This is a genomic window from Alteromonas sp. OM2203 (assembly GCF_048517045.1).
Classification (GTDB): Bacteria; Pseudomonadota; Gammaproteobacteria; order Enterobacterales; family Alteromonadaceae; genus Alteromonas; species Alteromonas gracilis.
The window spans coordinates 3,283,732-3,305,798 of the sequence record NZ_CP183209.1; the positions used below are offsets into that span (position 1 = coordinate 3,283,732).

A 22,067-nucleotide genomic window follows, 5' to 3' on the forward strand; every position below is an offset into this window, starting at 1 on the left:
ATAATATGGCAGTCACACCTTTCACTATAAAGTCCCAGTTTGATTACATTAAGTGCCTTTTAACCTATTAAAGTAACCATTTTGGGACTTTATACGACATTTAGAAAATATTATTAATAACAGATAAAAGCCGCTGATACTCACATGCCGACTAAGCGATTACAATGGTAGTTGTTAGACACGGTCGTGTTCTAATCAGGAGGGTTGTAAGCTCACGTTTGACCTTATTCAAATAAGGTTGGCAACATCAAGCGAATTTGTCGTAATCACACTATACAATTAAGACGTGCCTCAATCGGCCAGCTTTACGGTTTGCACCGCGTCCATTTTACAGGGTGGCTTCTGACAGTCTTCTTTTTGCTCCCCTAGAAATACTCGAACATATTTATTTGTCAAAAGTGAACTTTTATTTTAGCTTATGGCATTGATATAGGCAGCAAAATTTTGGCTAGGACGAATGTTAGGAAGCATTTAAAATGAGCAAGGATTCAAAAAGGAAAACGACAATGGTTCTTCATGATATAGAGGAGGCATTGGGGGGCTTTGTTGGTGATGGCGATATCGATTTACTCAACGATGAACGGCTGCAAGTTATATATCAACGTGAATCTGCTAAAGGTCGGCGCTTTAATAAATCTTCAATAAATGATGTTGTCGAAGCAACTTATCTAGACGAGCTCTTTGGTTTTGCTCTCGATATAGCCAGTGACAGCAGCATGATCGACTCAATAAAGTATCTTTTGTCATTGTTTCACCACTTAGATATATATGAGGTGAGAAATGCCATATCTCACCCAAATCGTCCATTCTGGGACTGCTATTGGTATAGGGTAGCCACCTTAGCTAGTGACCCAGTAATAGAACGATTAGGATTGAAAGGAGTCAAGCAGTCTTTAAATTCAGCTGAAGAAGGTGTCATTAATGACCCTCCTGAGGAGTGGATTAACAAAATTATTTGGCAAATCCCTAACAATCTTCCTGAACACTTTGACCATGGCTTAACTGGTCTCATCGGTCGTAAAAGCGAAACAAATGAGCTTAAGCGCCTAATTACAAATCAACGAATTAATACTGTCGCTCTCGTTGCTCCAGGAGGCGCGGGAAAAACAGCGCTAGCTTTAGACTTATTGCATGACCTTATTCTATCCCCATCTATTTCCAAAAGCTTCAAGGGCATAGTCTATGTAACGATGAAACTCGAAAAGCTAACAGCGGAAGGCTTGAAGACTATTGATTCAGCAGAAACTATATCAGAAGTAAAAAATCAAATTGTGTTTACTATCAATGATATTTTTGAAGAACAATTTAAATGCTTTGATGATGCAGTCGTTAGATATGAAGATCAAGAATTACTATTGTGCTTAGATAACTTGGAAACACTTTTAATCAACGACGCTGATGCATTTGAAGATTTTAACATCAATCTTCCGCCTAAATGGAAGGTGTTATTAACTAGTAGAATATCAGTTTCCAACGCTACTATTTTATCTATCAATACATTAAAAGATAAGTCTGCCTCAGCATTAGCTAGAGCTTACCACAATAAACGAGGAGGCGTTAGCCTCACTTCCGACGATTATTCTAATATTGCATCGAAGTGCTTTTTCAATCCTTTAGCTATTAGACTGTCAATCGATCTTCTAATGACGGGGCGTGACATTCCTAGCTCAGTTAATGTTGCCAACAAAGAAATTGCAGAATTTTCATACAAAAACTTAATAGATGTATTAAACGAAAATTCAATCATGGTTTTAGAGGCTATATTCGTTGAAGGTAGCTCGTCTCGAATGTCACTTTGTGAGCTTTTGAAAAAAACTATAGAAGAAATCACTGAAGCAATAGGGGAATTAACCAGAACAAGCCTAATTAGTCGAAACTCTTCAGATGATGGTGAGTTTTATAGGCTGAGTGATTCAGTGAGAGAGCTTTTACTAGTTTCTCCAAGTAATATTCGAATCAGAAGTCAAGTACAAAAAACCATCACCAACCTTAGAACGCTCGCACATGAAATTGATGCAAGACAGAGCCAAAATGAACTCCCAAAGTGGCACACAGATTATATTCCGGAAGACACAAAGGAAAGTTTGAAAATTCTCATTACTGACGTAATAAAATGTTTAAAGAAACAAAAAGGAAGTAATCAGGAAGCTATAATCGGATTATACCGGAGAATTAAAGATACCGAGAGTTTGCACGAGGAGTGTGAACTAATTTGTAATGCAAAGGCTAGAATCCTAGAACGCTTAAAGGATTTTAAGAACGCTGAAGATTGTTATCGGAAAGCTATGGCCATTGCACCTGAATCACCTCGACCCAGATATCTTCTCGCTAGACTGTACCATGACATCGGGCAATATCCTGATGCAGTGGACCAATACAGATCCTTGATCAAAGACGGCTGGGCTAATGCCGACAAAGATATTCTTCAATTTGGTAACAGTATTTACATCGGTTACTTTCTATCGCTACTTTATTCCAGTAGGCACGAAGAAGTTTTAAACGAAACCAAAAAATGGAAAGAACAGGGCGAATATCGGGCAGTGATAGGAACATTTCGGGCGGCGGCTTGGAAAAGAAAAATGGAGAAAACGGTAGATAGCGACCCTGTCAACACTATCAAATGCTTAAATAGCGCGGCAAAAATATTTCAAGATATATTCAAAAACAATGGATATTCAAAAATTACTATTGTGCACGCCATCAAATTAATTGACGAAATAACATACACAGTTTCAAGGACTAACTATACCATAAGCTTTAAAGAAGACTGTTTATTATTATTGGACTTCGTACACGACCATATATATGAAATATCTCAGTTGGTTAGCTTCTACAGAAATTTCTCGGACACTGTTAAAAAACTTTCCGAAATAAGCATCAAAGGTAATAAGTTTGCAGAGTCTTACCAAGGTGATAATTTTATTTCTACAGACGAATCCGTTTCCCAACGAGACAACTGTATTACAGTAAATATATTAAATAGACCTCATCAAAGTGTAAGCTATCTCTTCGCTAGGTCGAGTCAAGGGAAAGACTATTATTTACATTTTAATCAATTTAGAAATGGTAGTTAGAAAGAGTGGAGTCAATTGGCTTTAGGACAAGCGCTTGAAGTTATGCCCTCATCTGAGTTTACAGATGGTAAAGCGCACCCAGTATTAGAAATTTATCTAATATAAACTGAGATTTAGCTTTGCTAAGGTCGAGGACTAATTAAATTCGTGAACGAGCCTTCATACACAACAATTGAAGACATAATAGAAAGCCCTTCCTAAAACTAGAAAGGGCTTTTAATGAACAAACTAGAAGCGGTACTAATGGGGAACTTCTTTAATAACGGGAAACCCATTATTCCTAACGGCTAACCTCATTAATTGTCACAACACCACCCTACTCCTCAACATAGCTCTCAATACTAGGGCAAGAACAAATTAGGTTGCGGTCGCCATAAACGTCATCAATACGGTTAACCGTTGGCCAGAACTTGTTTCTGTGTACTTCTGGTGCTGGGTACGCCGCTAGCATGCGGTCGTAACTGCGGTTCCAGTCGCTGTCGCAGATGTCTGCTAGCGTGTGTGGTGCATTGTGTAGTGGGTTGTCAGTGGCATCCCACTCACCGCTTTCTACTTTCGCTATTTCTTGGCGAATGCTAATCATGGCGTTAATGAAACGGTCTAGCTCGTACTTCGCTTCCGATTCTGTTGGCTCAATCATAAGTGTACCCGCTACAGGGAAGCTCATTGTTGGCGCATGGAAGCCGTAGTCGTTTAGGCGCTTAGCAATGTCTACCTCGGTTACACCGCTTGCTTCTTTAAGCGGGCGTAGGTCTACAATACATTCGTGCGCTACGCGGTCGTTGTTACCTTTGTAAAGTACCTTGTAGTGCCCTTCTAGCTTCTTAGCCACATAGTTAGCGTTAAGAATAGCGACTTCGGTTGCGCGGCGAAGGCCAGCGCTACCCATCATTTTGATGTACATGTAGCTAATAGGCAGAATAGATGCACTGCCCCATGGCGCTGCCGAAACTGCACCACAGTCTTTGCCTGCCGTTTCTACGTTAATAACCGTGTGGTTTGGTAAGAAAGGCGCAAGGTGCGACTTAACACCAATTGGCCCCATACCTGGGCCGCCACCACCGTGTGGAATACAGAAGGTTTTGTGTAGGTTAAGGTGCGATACGTCTGAGCCAATAAAGCCAGGTGAAGTAATGCCCACCTGCGCGTTCATGTTCGCGCCGTCCATGTAAACCTGACCGCCGTATTGGTGAACAATGTCACAAATCTCGCGTACGGTTTCTTCATATACACCGTGGGTAGACGGGTATGTGATCATGGCGCACGATAGGTTGTCACCCACTTCTTCCGCTTTTTTGCGAAGGTCGTTAAGGTCTACGTTACCTTTGCTATCACAGGCTACTACTACCACTTTAAGGCTAACCATTTGCGCAGACGCTGGGTTAGTACCGTGGGCAGAGCTTGGAATTAGGCACACGTTTCTGTGACCTTCGCCGCGGCTTTCGTGATAACGCTGAATAGCCAATAGGCCTGCGTATTCACCTTGCGCACCAGAGTTAGGCTGCATTGAAAGGGCATCGTAACCTGTTACGTTAATTAGCCACTCGCTAAGCTCGGCAATCATTTCTTGATAGCCTGCAGCTTGGTCTAGTGGTGCAAACGGGTGAAGCTGACCGAACTCTGCCCATGTTACTGGGATCATCTCAGCCGTTGCGTTTAGCTTCATGGTGCACGAGCCCAATGAAATCATTGAGTGGTTAAGCGCCAAGTCTTTGTTTTCAAGGCTCTTGATGTAACGAAGCATCTCTGTTTCAGAGTGATACTTGTTAAACACTTCGTGCGTTAGGAAGTCGCTAGTACGTACTAAACCTTCAGGAATAGATTTTACGTCTTGCGTGGTTACTTCTGCATCCAGACCTTCCACTGTTAAGCCGTGCTCTTCACCAAGAAGTACGTCGAATAGCGCAACAATGTCTTCACGTGTGGTGGTTTCGTCAAGCGACACACCTACCGCACCTTCAAGGTCAGCGCGCAGGTTCATGCCTTTTGCGTATGCGCTTGCAAGTACGTCTTCTTTGTTGTTAACCATTACGGTTAGCGTGTCGAAGTACGTGCTGTGCTTAAGAGCTACACCTTTCTCTGCGCCTTTCTGGGTTAAACCAGTGGCAAGAATGTCGGCGAAGCGGTGAATGCGCTCGGCAATAGTTTTAAGGCCTTGTGGGCCGTGGTACACCGCGTAGAAGCTTGCCATGTTGGCTAGCAGCACCTGCGCTGTACAAATGTTCGAGTTCGCTTTTTCGCGGCGAATGTGCTGTTCACGGGTTTGTAGCGCCATGCGAAGTGCTGGGCGACCACGGGTGTCTTTACTTACACCAATAATACGGCCAGGTAGTGAACGCTTGTAGCTGTCGCGTGTAGCAAAGAATGCCGCGTGCGGACCACCGTAGCCCATAGGTACACCAAAGCGCTGTGCACTACCCAGTGCAACGTCTGCACCTAGCTCGCCAGGCGACTTAAGCATTACTAAGCTCATTAGGTCAGCGGCTACTGCCACAATCCCTTTGTTCGCTTGTACCGCAGCAATGATGTCGCTGATGTCTTTTACTTCGCCTGTAGAAGTTGGATATTGAAGTAGCGCACCGAATACGTCGTGTTCAGCTGCTTCTTCTGCCGCACCTTTGATGATTTCAAAGCCAAACATTTCAGCGCGGGTTTCTACTACGTCAACCGTTTGGGGGTGAACGTCGCTAGCGATAAAGAATGCATTCGCTTTTTTGTTCTTAGACACACGCTTAGCAAGGCCCATTGCCTCTGCTGCAGCCGTACCTTCATCAAGCAATGACGCCGACGCTAGCTCTAGGCCTGTTAGGTCAATAGTAACTTGTTGGAAGTTAAGAATGGCTTCCAAACGGCCTTGTGCAATTTCTGGCTGGTACGGCGTGTACGCAGTATACCAACCTGGATTTTCTAGCACGTTGCGAAGAATAACGTTAGGTACGTGAGTATCGTAGTAACCCATACCAATGAAAGAACGGTTAATTTTGTTCTTTTGTGCAACGGCTTTAAGTTCACTTAATGCTTCAACTTCTGTCGCCCCTTCACCACATTTTAGTGGCTCTGGTAGCGCAATACCTGCTGGTACCGTTTGCTCAATTAAATCGTCAAGTGAGCTTGCACCAATCGCAGACAGCATTTCTTCAATTTCGCCTTTACCCGGGCCAATGTGACGGCGGATAAATGTATCTTTTTGCTCTAGTTGAGCCAATGTAGGGGAAGTATTCGACATAACGTTGTTAAGCACTCGTAATGGTTGCCGCAAGGGCGCGTTAAATCTTTAAGTTAAAAAGGGGCTGAATTATCTTCATGCCCCTTTTAAAACGATGTATCTATCAAAACAGCGTTACGAATTACTCTTCGTCAATGCTGTTTTCGTAGCCTTCTGCATCAAGTAGACCTTCTACTTCTTCTGCATCATCAGCTTTAATTTTAAATAGCCAACCGTCGCCATATGGGTCAGTGTTAACTAGTTCTGGTGAATCTTCTAGGTCTTCGTTAATCGCTACAATTTCACCTGAAATTGGTGCGTAAACGTCAGACGCTGCTTTTACTGACTCAGCAACACAGATGTCGTCGCCAGTGCTTACCGCATCGCCAACATCTGGCAAATCAACGAAAACCATGTCGCCAAGTAAGCCTTGTGCGTGCTCAGAAATACCTACAGTGAAAACACCGTCACCATCAGGGCGAACCCATTCGTGCGTAGCGGCATAGCGTAAATCAGTTGGGATGTTGCTCATAATCGTTCCTGTTATTCTCTGTTAACTTTTGGGGCCTAGTAGTTATTGGCCTTATAAAACACTTTTTCCATTGCGAACAAAGGAGGGCTTAACCACTTTTACTGTAACCCACTTTTTGCGCATTTCCACTTCTACTGTTTCACCAACATCACGTGGTACTCGTGCCATCGCAATTGAGTGACCTAGTGTTGGAGAGAAGGTGCCTGAAGTGATAACGCCTTCGCCGCTTTCTGTTTTCACTTTAAGACCGTGACGCAGCACGCCTTTTTCAGTCATCACCAAGCCTACTAGCTTGTCGGTACCTGCTTCGCGCTGCGCTTCTAGTGCTTTACGCCCTACGAAATCGCGTTCTGCCGGTTCCCATGTAATTGTCCAGCCCATGTTGGCGGCTAGTGGCGATACTGTTTCATCCATATCTTGGCCGTACAGGTTCATGCCTGCTTCTAGGCGTAGCGTGTCACGCGCACCCAGGCCGCATGGCTTAACGCCCGCGTCTAGTAGTGCTTGCCAGAAGCTTTGTGCTTGCTCAGCTGGCACCATAATTTCGTAGCCCGCTTCACCGGTGTAACCTGTGGTGGCAATGAACAAGTCTTCTGCTTGTACACCAAAGAATGGCTTCATGCCCGCTACCGCTTCTTTTTGCGCTGCGCTGAACAGGCTGGCTGCTTTTTCTTTTGCGTTAGGGCCTTGTACGGCAATCATGGCAAATTCAGGGCGCTCGGTGATGGTTACGTCAAAGCCTTCTGCTTTGCTCATTAACCAGTTCATGTCTTTTTCGCGGGTTGCTGAGTTCACCACTAAGCGATAGTTAGTTTCGTCGAAGTGATAAACGATAAGGTCGTCTACAACACCACCTTCTTCGTTAAGCATGCCGCTGTAAAGCGCTTTGCCTTTGTCTTTTAGTTTTGCCACGTCGTTGGCTAAAAGATACTGAAGATACGCTTTGGCTTGAGCGCCTTTTACGTCAACAATGGTCATGTGAGACACATCAAACATACCAGCGTCTTGGCGCACAGCGTGATGCTCTTCAATTTGTGAACCATAGTTAATTGGCATATCCCAGCCGAAGAAATCGACCATTTTCGCACCGGCTTCTAGGTGCTTTGCGTGTAGGGCGGTGGTACTAGACATTCCACTTACTCTTTTTAATTTGAAAGGTAGAAAACGAGATTGAGTATAGTGAGCTAGCGTTTATGCAACAAATTGGAAATTTTTATCAATACATTTGAAAAGTAAATGTATTAATGGATAAACATGAGGAAAGCAAATATTTAAGCGCTTGCTGATGTTGAGGTTTGTTTAATGAAAATCGCGGCGGATGAACAATGAAATAGAGTGTGAACAACGAACCTGAAAGCAATTTTGGTAATAGCTGGTAATTAGAAAAGGGTTAACCATTAAATTGCCAACTACTTTTTATTGAGGCTGTATTTAGTACTTTCTGCTAGCACTTTCTGCGCACTTGTCGAGTACGTTGAAAGGAGTATTTAAATGCTTATTAGCAGCTGTACTGTAAGTTGTTTCATCAGCAAGCAGTTAAACGCACACCTCGCCATTTTGCCAAACATTTGCAAGTGCGTTGTCTTCGCTTAACTCTACGAAGTTTGCTTTTTGACCTACCGCAATACTTCCTAGCCTTTCGCTAATTCCCATGTAAATAGATGGTGTTGCACTTGCCATAAAGCTAGCATCTTCTAACGAAATACCTATGTCATTAACGCAGTTAATAACCGCGCCGTGCATATCTAAGCAGCTTCCTGCAAGGGTGCCATCTGGCGTAGTAAGTTTGTTTCCTACACGAGTAATGTGCGTATCGAAAAAGTCGATAACGTCTTCGTCAGCACCTACATGGGCCATTGCATCGGTAACCAGCATCAACTGCGATGGCCCTTTGGTTTTAAAGGCAAGCTCTACGACTTTGGGATGCAAATGCTGATGGTCGACAATGATGCCGCAGGCGTTGTTGCTTAAAAGCGCTGCGCCAACCATGCCAGGTTCACGAGAGGTAAACGGCGACATAGCGTTGTATAAATGAGTAAACCCAGTCGCGCCTGCTACAATCGCCATTTCAACAATATCAAACGATGCATTAGAGTGCCCTAGCGCTACAATAACGCCATGGTTTACCAAGTCTCGAATAACATCACACGAGGTATTCTCGGGGGCTACGGTAATCATTACCTTGCCAAGATCTTTTCGGGTATAAGTGGTGAGTTCTCTGTCGGTAAGCGGGCGAATATATTTCGAAAGGTGTACGCCTTTTTTCTCAATGCTTAAATGCGGCCCTTCAAAATGAACACCTTCAACACTTGGATGGCCGCTTTCTATTGCTTCACTTACCGCATTGGCGGCGCTTTCTATGGTTGCTATGTCATCGGTAATAAGCGTGGGAAATAATGTGGTGGTACCAAACTTACGATGGGCTTTGGCCATTATTTCTATGCTTTTAAACGTTGGTGCGTGATTAAACATTACGCTACCGCCGCCGTTCACCTGTGTGTCTATATACCCAGGAATAAGTCTGTTAGACACCCGCACTAAATGTTCTTGTTGCTCTTTTTGTGAATCAGAAAGTGCTTCGATGTGAGTAATTACGCCCTCTTTGATTGTGAGTACTTGGTCTTTTTCCCACTTACCTTTTATCAAAACGTTTTCGGCTAAAATTGTTCTCATCATTGGGCTTTCATTTTCCTAATTAAGTGCGGTTGTAGCATTGTTTCTTTGCTGCTTATAACGTTGATTTTTTCGTCGCTTATCTCATTACTTGCATCGAGATTTGCCACGTGACCTATTTATGCTTATCTGACGCTATTGCCCATCATATATTGCTTGAGCATACTTGATAGCGCCCTGCTCTGGCGATAACTCACATGCTTGCAGGCGCGCTCGGATTTTCTCAGAAAAGTACTCTACATAAACATCGCTTAACCCACCGATTAAAGCAAGGTTATACCCGTTATCACCTTGAAGACGCTGCGCCATAGTTTCTAAGTATTCCGCCCCTTCGTTAAAAATGCGAACAACTTCGCTATTACCTTCGTTTAAAAGCGGCAGCATACAGGGTACTAAACTCGCGTAATGATGCGTGCTAAACCCAGCACATTTAGCCACAATCTCATCGGCATTTGAGGTACCAAGCTCTGCACATACTTTTTTTGCTAGGTCGTCTTTGCTTCGAATGCTATCTATACATAGTAAGGTGTGCTGAATAGCTTTTAAACCCAGCCAAGCGCCACTGGCAAAGTCCCCTATGGGAAAACCGTGCCCGCCTAAATCTGTAAATGTGCCATTAGAATATACTGCCCCTGCAGACCCCGTACCCACAATGATTACTGCACCCGGCTTTCCATTATGAGCACCTACGCAGGCGGCATGTAAATCACTTAGTATATGAAGCGAGTGAAAGGGGTGCGCCCATGTTTCAAAGCCAGCTTTTGCGGTGCTGATATTAGCGCCAGCAAGCCCGGCTGCTACTACACACTGTGATAGCGTGATAGGTGATACTGGGGTTTTGCTACTTTGTGAAGCAAAGTAGGTATTAGCAGACTCAATAGCTTTACCTACCCCATCCAATATAGAGGTTTTAGCAAGTTCTGCGTCACGCATTATATTAGCCGGGCCGCTAATCCCCTCACCTATCTGCGTGCCACTCTTATCTTGTAGTATAACTCTGCATTTGGTGCCGCCGCCGTCTATGCCAATAAAATACAAATCAGAGTTCATTCACGTTCTCGTAGTTAACATTACTCATTACATACTTAGCCAGCTTATCGTTTTGCGCAGGTAACTCACTTTAAATGCGCAACGCTTCTTAAATCGACACGCTGATTTAAATTTTTTAAAAGCGCCGCTGAAGCGTAACTGTTTGCTGCTATTGGTTAATTATCGTATCGATATTTACTTGCTAAAGCCTATCACAATTGCGCGCAGCTTAGTCTAGTTTGCTAATTTAATAGCTTGAATTCGTGAATTTATAAACGTGAGTACACTTACTCTACGTTGTCTTGAGGTAGTTGATGATGCGTATTCATGGTCGCTTTATCCAACTTACAACGTCAATCTTATCTAAGGTAAGAATACGGGCTTTCAGTTCTATACATTTGCAAATACAATAACAAAGAGCACTTACATTAATAAATCTGATAAATATGAAACAGCTTTCCCTTGATACCTTACGCACCTTTGTTAGCGTTATTGAACTTGGTGGCTACGCTAAAGCGGGCGACTTTTTAGGCCGCTCTCAACCAGCCATTAGCTTGCAAATCAAAAAGCTTGAATCGCAGCTAGACAGAAAGCTGTTCACCAAAGTAGGCCAACGTCATGTACCTAGTGCCGATGGAAACTGGCTTTACCCAAAAGCTAAAGAGCTACTAGAGCTTAACGACAACATTTTTAGAAGCCTTACCCCTGCGCCACTTAGCGGTAGATTGCGTTTGGGCATTCCCAACGAGTTTGCCTCTACCCTACTGCCGGGCTTAATTGGTGAGTTTTCGAAGCGTTACCCAGATGTATCGTTAGAAGTAACGTCGGCGCTAAGTCGCGATCTGCTTCACCCGTCTCAACGAGATCACTTCGATTTAATTCTGGCACTGGTAAATCCAGATGAAGAAACTGAGGGCGAAGTTGTTTTAGAAGATGATGTGGTGTGGGTAGGTGATACGTCTCACCCGTTAGTGGGGAATAACATTCCGTTAGTGCTAGCGCCAGATGGTTGCATGTACAGAAGCCGAGTGATTGAACAATTAAAGCAGCAAACGTTTGCTTGGAAAATCAGCTACACCAATGCCGATTTAGGCGGTTTGGTTGCCGCCATTCAACAAGGGCTTGGCGTGACTGCACTAGCAAAATCGAGCCTACCGGCCAATTTAGCCGTACTGAACCACCCGCATCTGCCTAAGTTAGGCAAGGTCAACATTTGCCTGTTTAACCAAGATACCCAGCATCCTGTGATCAGTAAAACTCTGGCCGAATTCTTCAAAGTGCGGCTAACTCAATAAAAGTTGGGGGGTCAGAGTACTTTTTCTGCCCCTCCATCCGTATGCTAATTAGTGTTAGCCGTCACTTGTGATGGTGTCGATAAGCTCAGCAAGCACGGGGGCTGCTTTGCTGGTTTCAACTTGGCAGGTACCCGCGTTCATGTGACCGCCGCCACCGTACTTCAAACATAACTCACCCACGTTAGTATTAGAGGTGCGGTTGGTAATAGACTTCCCGATTGCAAACACCACGTTCTGCTTTTTAAGCCCCCACATTTTGTGAATAGAAATATTACAGTCTGGGTACATGGCGTAAATAACGAAGCGGTTCGTGGCGTAAATGGTCTCTTCTTCGGTTAAATCGAGTACCACAAGGTTATTGTGTACGGTAGAGCACTTAGCTATCTGAGCCTTCGCCATTTCATTGTGCTCATGATACAAACTTACGCGCTCAGCCACATCTTCCATTTGCAGAATTTCTTCAATACTGTGGTCTTTACACGCATCTATTAGCTTCATCATTAACTGGTAGTTAGAGATTTTAAAATCTCTGAAACGGCCAAGACCTGTGCGCGCATCCATGATGAAATTCATAAGCACCCAGTCGGTAGGCTCTAAAATTTCTTCTTTTGAAAACTGCGCTGAGTCGCCTTTATCAACACCGTCCATCATATCTACAGAGATATTTGGGAACTTCTCGGCTCCGCCATAATAGTCATACACTACTCGAGCGGCTGAAGGTGCTTCAGGATCGATAATATGATTCTCAATATCGCTGGCGTTTCGCACGGTTTCGCTAAGGTGATGGTCAAAGGCTAAATGGCAACCTTCAACATAAGGCAAATTAGTTGTAATGTCGTTCTCAGTGATGTCTATTTTGCCGTCCTACATGTCTTTAGGGTGTACAAACAAAATATCATCAATCATGTCTAAGTCTTTAAGTAAGACTGCGCATACTAGCCCGTCAAAATCACTTCGGGTAACTAATCTAAACTTTCGTTCTGACATCACGTGTTTCTTTTATTAACGAGTATCAAGCAAGTGTAACAGCTAGTAAAAATTTTGAGAGACTACCTATACAAAATTTAATCACTTGATAGAAAAACTCGACGAAAGTATATATAACAGTTTGATTACTCGAATGTTTACTTACTTCACTATTGCTAAAGGCAATTAAAATACGAGCGACTGACCTTGTGTGGCTAGTATAAAATTAAAGCCTAATTTAATATCCTGCTTTAGCTCTTTTGATATGACAGAACGTGGGTTTTCTCCTGCTTTTAAACTGTACTTGATGTGGCTTATCACAATGTTTATGTCTGAAACCTGGCTTTTGTCTTCGAGTAGTTCGTAAAAGCGAGTGAGCTCTTGCATTAACCACTTGGGAGTAAGGTGCCCGAATAACAAATTGTCAGGGCGACTGTTATCAAACGACACCTCAATAACCATACCTCTTAGCGTTTTGTTTCGCATTTGCTGTGCAAGATAGCGCCATATTTCGGCCAACTTGCCTTCTTTCTCGACATCGTCCGGGCCAGTATCACCAAAATAAACAAACATATCGTCGTCACTTTCAATAACGAAAGCCGTCGACTCTAGAGGGTGGCTTAAACTAAAGGGCGTGACAGTTAAATTCGTGCCTTCGATGGCAGTAGAATGTTTCGGTGCCAAATCGATAACATCGTATTTGTTTAGCTTTGGCTCTAAGCCTCGATTGGTAAAGTTTGCCCAAGCCTGCCAGTTAAAGTAAGTCGCCCCCATGGTGTCGTTTACTGACTTTAAGGCATAGATGGGTTTATTGTTATCATCTGGTGAAGCAACGAGTAACCCTGCTACATGGTCTAGGTGCCCATGGCTAATCAGGTATGCAGCAACGTGGTTATGCAGTATATTGCCGTTGGCTCGCAGGTTATTGTCGGGCTTGCTTTTTAAGCCGCTAAAAGCCCCTTCTTTTAACGCAACATCAATACCATTAACTATGCTTCCGGCGTCTAGGGCAATATAACGTTCCTCTTTTAAACTTCGCAGTAGAAATGCGCTCAAATTGCCGTCTTTAATACCACCAGTATCGCCTAATGTAACAAGTTGAAATGCTGGTTCTACACCGCTTTTTCTTGCTTCAACAGTAACGTTATATTCCGTTTCCTTGTCATTCGTTGAAACGGTGCTGCAAGCGGTTAGTACTGAGAAAATCAAAAGACCCAATAGATGTTTCAAAATTTCTTTATTCCCATTAAAAATATCTGTTTCTTACCTTTTTAAAGCTAAGCAAAAAACAAAAAAGATAAACTACATAACATCAAGCCCACATCACCATAATAGCCGCAACGCCAATTAAGAGCAGCCCACTAATTTCGCGTTTTGTAACCGTGTTTTTTAGCCAATAATGTGAGAGTACTAAAGTGAGCAACACCTCTAGTTGCCCCAGTGTTTTCACCAACGCCACATGCTGTAATGCCATGGCAGTAAACCAACAAATGGAACCTAAGCAGCTAACCGTGCTTATCGCTAGCACCTGCTTTTTGGCATTCACTAATTGGATAAATACGAAAGGTTTGGTTAATGCAATATATACACTTAAAGCTATAGCCTGAACACACAGCACCCACAAAAGCACCCATGCTGCTGCTACTGTATGTTGAATATCAAGCATATGGCTAGCTTCACGCACTAGCAATGAAGTTAGAGCAAAGCAGGTACCGCAGGCAAGGCCTATAGCAATGGTTTTCACACTAATACCATGAAGTCGGTTGCCGCTGCTTAGCACGAATACGGCTATTCCGCCTATGACTATGCCAGCCCAACCGAGAGGCGTTAGGTAACTGCCGAAAAAAAGCATGCCTACCACGCCCGCCACTAAAGCTTCGCTTTTAGCCAAGCCAGCTCCAATGGCAAAGTTCTTCTGCTTAAACAAAATCACCATTAAAGAAGTGGCCGCTATTTGAAGTAGCGAAGCACACAGTATCACTGCAATAAAAGAGCTTGAGAACTGAGGCACGTCACTGGCGCTACTGCGGTAGAGAATGAGCAAATAGACAAGAGCTATTGGCGGGGCCAAGATAAAGCGAGATAGCGTCACTCCAGATGTGTTTACTGTGTCGCTCAGCTTGCTCTGCAATGCATTGCGCACGGTTTGCATAACAACCGCGCCCAATGTAAATAAAATCCAACTCATTAGCGTCGCTTTATCTTGAAATTCGTATTTTAATCTGCCGTTCTAGCGTGTTTTATTTAGCGCTGGTTTCGCCACCAGACAACGACTGCAAACGCTTTGCTTTGAAGTCACTCTCGCGCTTCCAGTAAGGCCATACATCGCCTTGTGCATAATGAGTTAGCATAGAGCCAATAAGCGAAAGATCTTGCTCCACGCCACCTAATGTCCAGCTGGGAAGGTAGTCGTCATCTGCTTTATGGTAACGCTTGGTAATAAAGCTTGGGTCGGTATCGCCCAAACTCATAAACAGAATTGATGGTACTCCTTGCTTAGCGAGCGCAAAGTGATCAGAGCGGAAAAACAAACCATTTTGAGGGCGTGGGTCCATTTTTACGGTTCGCCCTTGTAACGCGGCTGCGTTTGCTAAGTCATCTTCAATAGATAAGTAACCCTCACCGTACTGCAAAATATAATCTACGCCATCGTTTACATTCATGCCGTCGATGTTTAAAAACGCCACCATTTTTGACGTAGGAATAGGCGGGTTGTTTGCGAAGAAATCAGCGCCAAGCAACCCCGTTTCCTCAGCAGTGAATGCACTGAACATAAGGGTACGTGAAAAACGCTTTTCAGCGTTGGTAAGTGCATCAGCCAATGTAAGCACGCCAGCAACGCCCGACGCATTGTCGACCGCGCCGTTATAAATTGTAGTTTGGCCGTTTTTCTCAACCTTTCCTAAGTGATCCCAGTGGGCATGCAGCATTACCCACTCGTCTGGCTTTGTTGTTCCTTCTAAAATTCCTGCCACATTTTGAGATTCGGCATGCTCAATGGTGTTGGTAAAGCTCAATGAAGCCTTCGCTTTTAATTCAATAGGTGTGAAGCCAGGTTTCGATGCCTTTTCTTTTAGCTCGCCATAATCTAAGCCCGCTTTTTCAAATAGTTGTCTTGCCGCATTAAGATGAAGCCAGCCCATTACACCAACTTGCGAAGCGTTGTTTTCTTCGTCAACCAAACTGAATTTAGTATTGGAGTTTGAGTTCTCGACAACGCCCCATCCATAACCTGCGGGCATAGTTTCGTGAACAATGAAAACGGCTTCTGCACCTTGTCTGGCCGCTTCTTCATATTTGTATGTCCAACGACCGTAATAAGTCATGGCATTACCTTGAAATAAAGCAGGATCTTTAGAGGCAAATCCCGGATCATTCACCAACATGACAACCGTTTTTCCCTTTACGTTAATGCGTTCATAATCGTTCCAATTATATTCGGGCGCATTAATGCCATAACCTACAAAGATAACGTCGCTACTATTCAACAAATAATCTTTAGCGATACGCTGCGTACGTGCCGTAAACTCGGCGCCAGCCTTGAACGTCAAATCACCAATAGCAAGGGCGCTCATGTTATTTGGTGTAATTTTGGCAAGCGGTACGGCTTGAGTGTAGCTCTCGCCGAAGGCGGGCTTCAGCCCTAGCTTCTTATATTGGGCTACCAGATAACTTACTGTTTTCTCCTCACCTTCTGATAGTGGACCTCGACCTTCGAACTCATCACTAGCCAAGGTTTTAGCGTGCTCGCGATAAACGCCCAAATTAATAGGGGCATTATTCAGCTTCATTTTCTCGCTTGCTAGCGTTGCCGAAGATAATTCATCGGCGATTTTAGTAGTAGCTTCAGCACTTGCTAAGCTAATAGAAAGAGCAGCGGTAAGCAGGGAGGCGCAAGTGAAAGACAAGACACGATAAGGTTTGCAAAGAGAAATAGTCATAAACCGTTGGTACAAATAAAAAAGGATACCGAAGAGTATCCTTTACAGCCAACTATCTCAACGCCAACATTTGGGATTTATAGGCCCATGGCGTGGCTAACAAAGGCGTTCTTGATTGTGCCTAACCTGTCGGTGGCAGACAGCCCTATACCACGAAGAAGTTTTTTGAATGGGTCATTACCATCAAATAAGAATTTAAAACCGTCCATCGCAGCGATCATTTTCATCGCTTCTGTTTTACGGCTGCGTTCATAGCTACGCAAGTTTTTATAAAGACCGATATCTTTACCTGATGCGTTAAGACTACTCAGCGTTTCAGCCAAAACAAGTGAGTCTTGCATACCTAAATTGGCGCCCTGCCCCGCTAGCGGATGAATAGTATGGGCTGCATCTCCAATCAGCACAACGCCATCCTTTGCCCACTGCCGTGCATAGCGCATGGTAAGAGGAAAGGCTGAGCGTTTTGTTTCGAGCACAGTCATGCCGAGTTTGCTATTGCTGGCTGCTGTTAACGCGTTGCAAAACGCTTCGTCATCTAATGTCATCAGCGAAGCAGCTTGTTCCGGCGTTTGCGACCATACAATGGAACACACATTTGGCGCCACCATGGGAAGTAAAGCGAGTGGCCCTGTGGGTGTAAATGCTTGTCTGGCAATGTTATTGTGAGGCTCGTCGGTTTTTATATTGGCTACAATGGCAGTGTGCTCGTAATCTTTGAAAGTAATGGGCAAACCAGCCTGCTTTCTAACAAACGAATTGGCACCATCTGCACCTACTAACAATCTGCAGCTTAGCACCTCATCGTTATCTAGCATAAGCATGGTCTGATTTGGCCCTGCTAGCACTCTTTCAATGCCAGCAGTTACAAGCTGAACATTCGATTGTGCTTCACCAGCCTCAGCTAGAGCATTAACCAGCGCTTGGTTTTCAACAATTATGCCTAAGGCATCGCTTCCCATTTCGCTGCATGAGAAATGGATGTCGCCAAAACTGTCTTTATCCCACACATGCATATCGGTGTAAGGGTTCGCGCGGTCTTGTTGTAGATAGTTCCACACATCAAATTGTTTTAGCGCCTTGATATTGGCCTGGTTTATGGCGCTCACTCTGGCCGTAGGCTTTTCAGAAAGCGGTTGATAGCACGCTGCCTTGTCAATAACGGCTATGCTTAATTCACTATTTTTAAGAGCGGCAGCAAGGGTTAACCCTACAATTCCCCCGCCCACTATTGCTATATCAACGTGCTGCATTGCGGTCTCTATTTATCTGCGGTGTTTCGCCATACCCTGTTGTATGTTTAACAAAGGCTTTCTTTGCCTGCGGCATCATACTCAGCGCCAGTAGCGATACATTCCGGCCGATTACCGTTGGAAAGTACTGATTAGAAAAGGTTCTTACCAAGGTATCGGTAAGGGTTATTGTATTGTTTCTGTCCTGTTCTCTTTCGTTCGCATAGCGTTGCAGAACATCAAATGCGCCCGCATCAAAGCGTTCAGGGAGATATTCAGGCACAGCTTGACTCTCACTGTTATCTTCACGCTTGTCTGCTGCATTTTGTTGTGAATTATGCGCGCTAGACGACGCGCTAAGAACATCAATTAACGTACTTAAGTCTCGTAAACCCAGATTAAAACCTTGCCCTGCAATGGGGTGTAAGGCTTGCGCTGCATTACCGACAACCACTGTGCGATGGCTGGTCAGTGATTCAGCTTTCACAAGCATGAGCGGATAACTTGCTAACTCACTGACTCTGAGTATTTTACCCTGGCGATAACCGAACGCATTTTGCAATGCCTTTATAAATTCTGTTCTAGTTAACGTCATCAAAGACTTTGCGGCTTCTGTTTCTACCGTCCACACGACTGAAAACCCGTTTCCTCGCGCTTTAACGCCCTCAATTTCACTATCGAAGGGGAGAAATGCCAGCGGACCATTTTGTGTGAAGCGTTCGTACGCTTTGTTTTGGTGAGGTGATTGCGCATGAACATTAAATACAATGGCGGTTTGCTTATAGTCACTCACGGTTTTAGCAATCCCAACCTGCTGCGCTAAACCAGAGCGGCCTCCATCAGCTAGCACTAGTAGCTTTGCCGTGAGCGTCTCGCCATTATCAAGCGCAACGTGTACCGCATCTTTTTGCTGAGTTACCGTTTCTACTTTTGCCGGGGCGATGTATTGATACGCCGAACTAGCATTTGCTGCCAAGCGTGTCAGCGCGCTTAAACTTACAACTTGTCCGAAAGCATCAATGTGATAATCATCGCTATTGAGGTTAAGTAAGCCCACATGGCCCTTGTCGCTTACTTCGATATGCTTGATTTCTGGGGGGAGTTCGCCGTTGTGCTGCTTAGCCACATCTTCCAGATTTAGCCCGACACTAGAGAGTTCAGCTACTGTACGTCTTGCAAGTGCAATGACGCGCGTATCGGTAAATGGATTAAAATCGGTATTTGATTCCTGAGTTTGTTTTGGGTCTGCAGCGTCAATCAGCGCTACAGAAAGTCCTACTTTTTCTGCAAGCCCTTTGGCCAACACGGTTCCCACGATACCGCCACCAATAATTACTACATCCACCGCTTCTGCTGATTTCACCGTGTTTTATCCTGCCGCCCTGTTTTTTTTTCGTTATTTTTTTGCGCATACGCTAGATTAGCGACTATGCTTTCAACTTTTTTTCATAAGCGCTTCGATTTCTTCGACTTCTTTGGGCACATCTGAGGTGAGCACATCCACGCCAGTGGCGGTGATAACCACATCGTCCTCAATACGAATACCGATACCCTTATATTTATCTGGCGCATCGCTGTCTCGACTTATGTAAATGCCGGGCTCAACGGTGATAACCATACCTGGCTTCAGTGGACGATCTTCGCCTTCAATCTTATAGTTACCTACATCGTGTACATCAAGCCCGAGGAAATGCCCCAAGCCATGCATATAAAATTGTCGCCAGCTCTCGCTTTGTAGGTTCTCAGCTACACTACCTTCCAATATGTCGAGGTCAACTAAACCCTGAGTAATAATCTCGGCGCTGTGTAACATCGCTTCAGAAAGCGTTACACCTGGCACTAGCATATCTAACACACTTTTTTGCGCTTTTAGCACAACGCTGTAAATGTCTCGTTGAGCCTGGCTAAAAGTACCATTCGCCGGAAAAGTGCGAGTAATGTCGGCAGCATAGCCTTGATACTCTGCGCCAGCATCGATCAAGATCAAATCACCATCATTTACTTGCGCATTATTCTGTACGTAATGTAAAACACAGGCATTCTCGCCGCTTCCTACTATGGTACTGTAGGCGGATGAGCGTGCGCCGGCCATTGCGAACTCATGATGAATTTCTGCTTCTAACTGGTATTCAAAACAGCCCGGCGCTGCAAACTGCATTGCACGTTTGTGAGCGCGCGCGGTGATTTCTCCCGCCGCCTTCATCACGGCAACTTCACAGGCAGATTTGAACAAACGCATTTCGTGCAAAATAGGGCGAAAATCGTGTATTGCTCGTGGTGCAAGAGACTCTTTGGGCGCATCTCGTAAGGTATTTAACGCCTCAGTGATTAACTTGTCGTGTGCTTCGTTATGACCTAATCCAAAATAAAGGTTATCTTGCCCTTGAATTGACGCCAACAATGCCTCTTCAAGTTCTTGAAGTTCAAAAGCTTCATCTAAACTAAAACGAGACAAAGCCGCTTCAGCCCCAAGGCGCTTCCCCTGCCAAATTTCGGCGCTTTTGTCTTTGTCTTGCACCACCATCGCTCGGTAACTTTCACCATAGCGTGAATGGTTAGATAATATTAGCCATGCATTCGGCTCTTCAAACCCAGTTAAATACCAAAAATCGCTGTCTTGCCTAAAGGTATACTCGGTATCTCGACTGCGTGTGACTAATCCAGCTGCCGGCACAATACATACACTGTTAGGTCCACACTGAGCCAGTAGCCTGTCCTGTCTGGCAATAAACTCTTGCGCACTAATCATAAACGAGAAAACCCTGAGTAAGTGACTTGAATGACCTGAACTAAGTAACTAATAAAAAGGCTACTTTTTCCGATAGTAATTATTTAGTGTACGGATGGCGTGTCTTGTTGATCATCTAACAGTGATTGACCAAGTTCGCTGAAGCATAAAATAGCAGAGACTTTTACGTATTCTTCCACTTCGAACAATGCCTTTTCCGACTCTTCATCTGCGTCCATGGGCTCTTCCATACGAGAGATATCAGAGAAATCCTCTAGGGCCTCTTTTACATCTTCTGAGCATTGCATCAAATCTTGTTGATGAAGTCCAAACCCTAACATAAATCCTTGAACCCAATTGATAAGAGCAGCACCACGATCATTGATAGGCGCGTGGTCTTCGGGAAGCAATAAGTTCAATGCAAACTCCGGCTCAAGCAATTGTTGGCAGGTTTGATTAAAAAGCGCATTCAGAAGGTGCTCGGTTTGGTCGTCGAAGCTTTCCCCTTGATTAATGGTTTCACTCAACGCTTCTTGCCATTTTAGATCAGTGAGAGACATTCCCCCGCAAAGCATGCCGCACAGAATGCCGTGGACTTCGGCTCCGTCTACTATGATGCCTTGCTGAGTCAATTTATTACTTACACTGTCGTAATCGAGCTGTTTTTCCACGGTTCTTTCTCTTCGTTTGAAATGAGTTGAGATTAACGCACCATTGTTACGTGGCCCATATCTCTTGATGGTGGTAATACTAGCAAAAATCAATCTATAAAGCCTACCTTTGGCAATGTTGCTGTCATGGAATAGCAGTGCCAGCAAAACGTCGTACACGCTTTGCACAATCACTTACGACACTTGTTTATTCGGTGCTCAAACAAACTTAATTTGTGTTTGTTTATCAAAATTAAAAAGCGGTATGGGTAGCAACACTGCATGATTTCATCTAAGATCAGTGTCGTTGGATAAGGATTTCCTTTCGCACAGCGTTTCAAACTGTCTTTTAGTCTGTTATTTCCTGAATTAGCTGTTTGGTTATTATTGAGCTTAACTAATATGCGTGTATAATTGCTGACCAATTGGTCAAGAAAAGTAATATTTTTTTACCGCTTTTATAATCACCACGCAAAATAGTTATAAAGCGCTTTAGGTGATCCTCTTCACTGGATCTCGCGTTTGATATACCCTGTTGCGTTAATACAACAACAATGTTTCCTGGGATGTTTGCTAGTTCATTCATGTCCCTGGCCGATGCTTTAAACCAAGGAAGTTGAAACAGCTGCTATTGTGCAAGCTCGACACGTATCGAGAAGCCTACGGCAATTGTGATACTTCCGCCCTGAACTTTTCGGTTCACGGGCGAAACATGGACAGCGGCATTCTGGGAAGCGCCCTCTTT

General features: G+C 44.2%; 14 protein-coding genes, 1 other RNA gene and 1 pseudogene. 3 read left to right on the forward strand and 13 right to left on the reverse strand.

Going from position 1 to position 22,067, the window contains the following annotated elements; all coding sequences use genetic code 11:
* Positions 1-476 precede the first annotated feature (476 nt).
* The gene (locus tag ACM0P2_RS14570; RefSeq protein ID WP_419226741.1) at positions 477-3,074 is read left to right on the forward strand and encodes a tetratricopeptide repeat protein; all 2,598 of its coding nucleotides are present in this window, start codon (positions 477-479) and stop codon (positions 3,072-3,074) included.
* 316 nt (positions 3,075-3,390) lie between these two features.
* Here ACM0P2_RS14570 and gcvP read toward each other — a convergent pair whose 3' ends face one another.
* The 5 genes from gcvP to ACM0P2_RS14595 form a co-directional block, all read right to left on the reverse strand.
* Positions 3,391-6,300: an aminomethyl-transferring glycine dehydrogenase gene (gcvP, locus tag ACM0P2_RS14575; RefSeq protein ID WP_419226742.1), complete on the reverse strand. Its 2,910-nt coding sequence runs from the start codon at positions 6,298-6,300 to the stop codon at positions 3,391-3,393.
* A 121-nt stretch (positions 6,301-6,421) separates the two neighbouring features.
* A complete protein-coding gene (gcvH, locus tag ACM0P2_RS14580; RefSeq protein WP_105929648.1) occupies positions 6,422-6,811 on the reverse strand; it encodes a glycine cleavage system protein GcvH in 390 nt (129 codons plus the stop codon).
* A gap of 51 nt (positions 6,812-6,862) precedes the next feature.
* Entirely contained in the window at positions 6,863-7,942 is a 1,080-nt protein-coding gene (gene gcvT, locus ACM0P2_RS14585; protein ID WP_419226743.1) for a glycine cleavage system aminomethyltransferase GcvT, read from the reverse strand.
* A 405-nt stretch (positions 7,943-8,347) separates the two neighbouring features.
* Positions 8,348-9,487 carry an N-acetylglucosamine-6-phosphate deacetylase gene (gene nagA, locus ACM0P2_RS14590; RefSeq protein WP_419226744.1) on the reverse strand — a complete coding sequence of 380 codons (1,140 nt, stop codon included), beginning with the start codon at positions 9,485-9,487 and terminating at the stop codon, positions 8,348-8,350.
* Between the two features lie 132 nt (positions 9,488-9,619).
* Positions 9,620-10,534, reverse strand: coding sequence for a BadF/BadG/BcrA/BcrD ATPase family protein (locus ACM0P2_RS14595; RefSeq protein ID WP_159117927.1), 915 nt, complete (start codon positions 10,532-10,534; stop codon positions 9,620-9,622).
* A gap of 425 nt (positions 10,535-10,959) precedes the next feature.
* Here ACM0P2_RS14595 and ACM0P2_RS14600 point away from each other — a divergent pair, with 425 nt between their 5' ends.
* The gene (locus tag ACM0P2_RS14600; RefSeq protein WP_159117926.1) at positions 10,960-11,808 is read left to right on the forward strand and encodes a LysR family transcriptional regulator; all 849 of its coding nucleotides are present in this window, start codon (positions 10,960-10,962) and stop codon (positions 11,806-11,808) included.
* 54 nt (positions 11,809-11,862) lie between these two features.
* On the opposite strand, the pseudogene ACM0P2_RS14605 reads toward ACM0P2_RS14600, so the two are convergent.
* The 8 genes and pseudogenes from ACM0P2_RS14605 to ACM0P2_RS14640 form a co-directional block, all read right to left on the reverse strand.
* A pseudogene (locus ACM0P2_RS14605) lies at positions 11,863-12,795 on the reverse strand (exopolyphosphatase).
* A 165-nt stretch (positions 12,796-12,960) separates the two neighbouring features.
* A complete protein-coding gene (locus tag ACM0P2_RS14610; RefSeq protein WP_236547064.1) occupies positions 12,961-14,004 on the reverse strand; it encodes an MBL fold metallo-hydrolase in 1,044 nt (347 codons plus the stop codon).
* A gap of 82 nt (positions 14,005-14,086) precedes the next feature.
* Complete coding sequence (locus ACM0P2_RS14615) at positions 14,087-14,962, reverse strand: DMT family transporter (protein ID WP_159117925.1); 876 nt, start codon at positions 14,960-14,962, stop codon at positions 14,087-14,089.
* A gap of 52 nt (positions 14,963-15,014) precedes the next feature.
* A complete protein-coding gene (locus ACM0P2_RS14620) occupies positions 15,015-16,565 on the reverse strand; it encodes a M28 family metallopeptidase (protein WP_419227708.1) in 1,551 nt (516 codons plus the stop codon).
* A 227-nt stretch (positions 16,566-16,792) separates the two neighbouring features.
* Entirely contained in the window at positions 16,793-17,965 is a 1,173-nt protein-coding gene (locus tag ACM0P2_RS14625) for an FAD-dependent monooxygenase (protein WP_173359097.1), read from the reverse strand.
* Positions 17,952-19,307 (reverse strand): FAD-dependent monooxygenase, encoded by a 1,356-nt coding sequence (locus ACM0P2_RS14630; RefSeq protein ID WP_159117923.1) that lies wholly within the window; start codon positions 19,305-19,307, stop codon positions 17,952-17,954. Before ACM0P2_RS14630 ends, ACM0P2_RS14625 begins: the two co-directional genes overlap by 14 nt.
* A gap of 72 nt (positions 19,308-19,379) precedes the next feature.
* On the reverse strand, positions 19,380-20,693 hold the full coding sequence (gene pepP / locus ACM0P2_RS14635) for a Xaa-Pro aminopeptidase (RefSeq protein WP_419226745.1): 1,314 nt from the start codon (positions 20,691-20,693) through the stop codon (positions 19,380-19,382).
* 83 nt (positions 20,694-20,776) lie between these two features.
* Positions 20,777-21,343 carry a UPF0149 family protein gene (locus tag ACM0P2_RS14640; RefSeq protein ID WP_105929674.1) on the reverse strand — a complete coding sequence of 189 codons (567 nt, stop codon included), beginning with the start codon at positions 21,341-21,343 and terminating at the stop codon, positions 20,777-20,779.
* A gap of 534 nt (positions 21,344-21,877) precedes the next feature.
* Here ACM0P2_RS14640 and ssrS point away from each other — a divergent pair.
* A non-coding RNA gene (ssrS, locus tag ACM0P2_RS14645) (6S RNA) lies at positions 21,878-22,060 on the forward strand.
* Positions 22,061-22,067 lie beyond the last annotated feature (7 nt).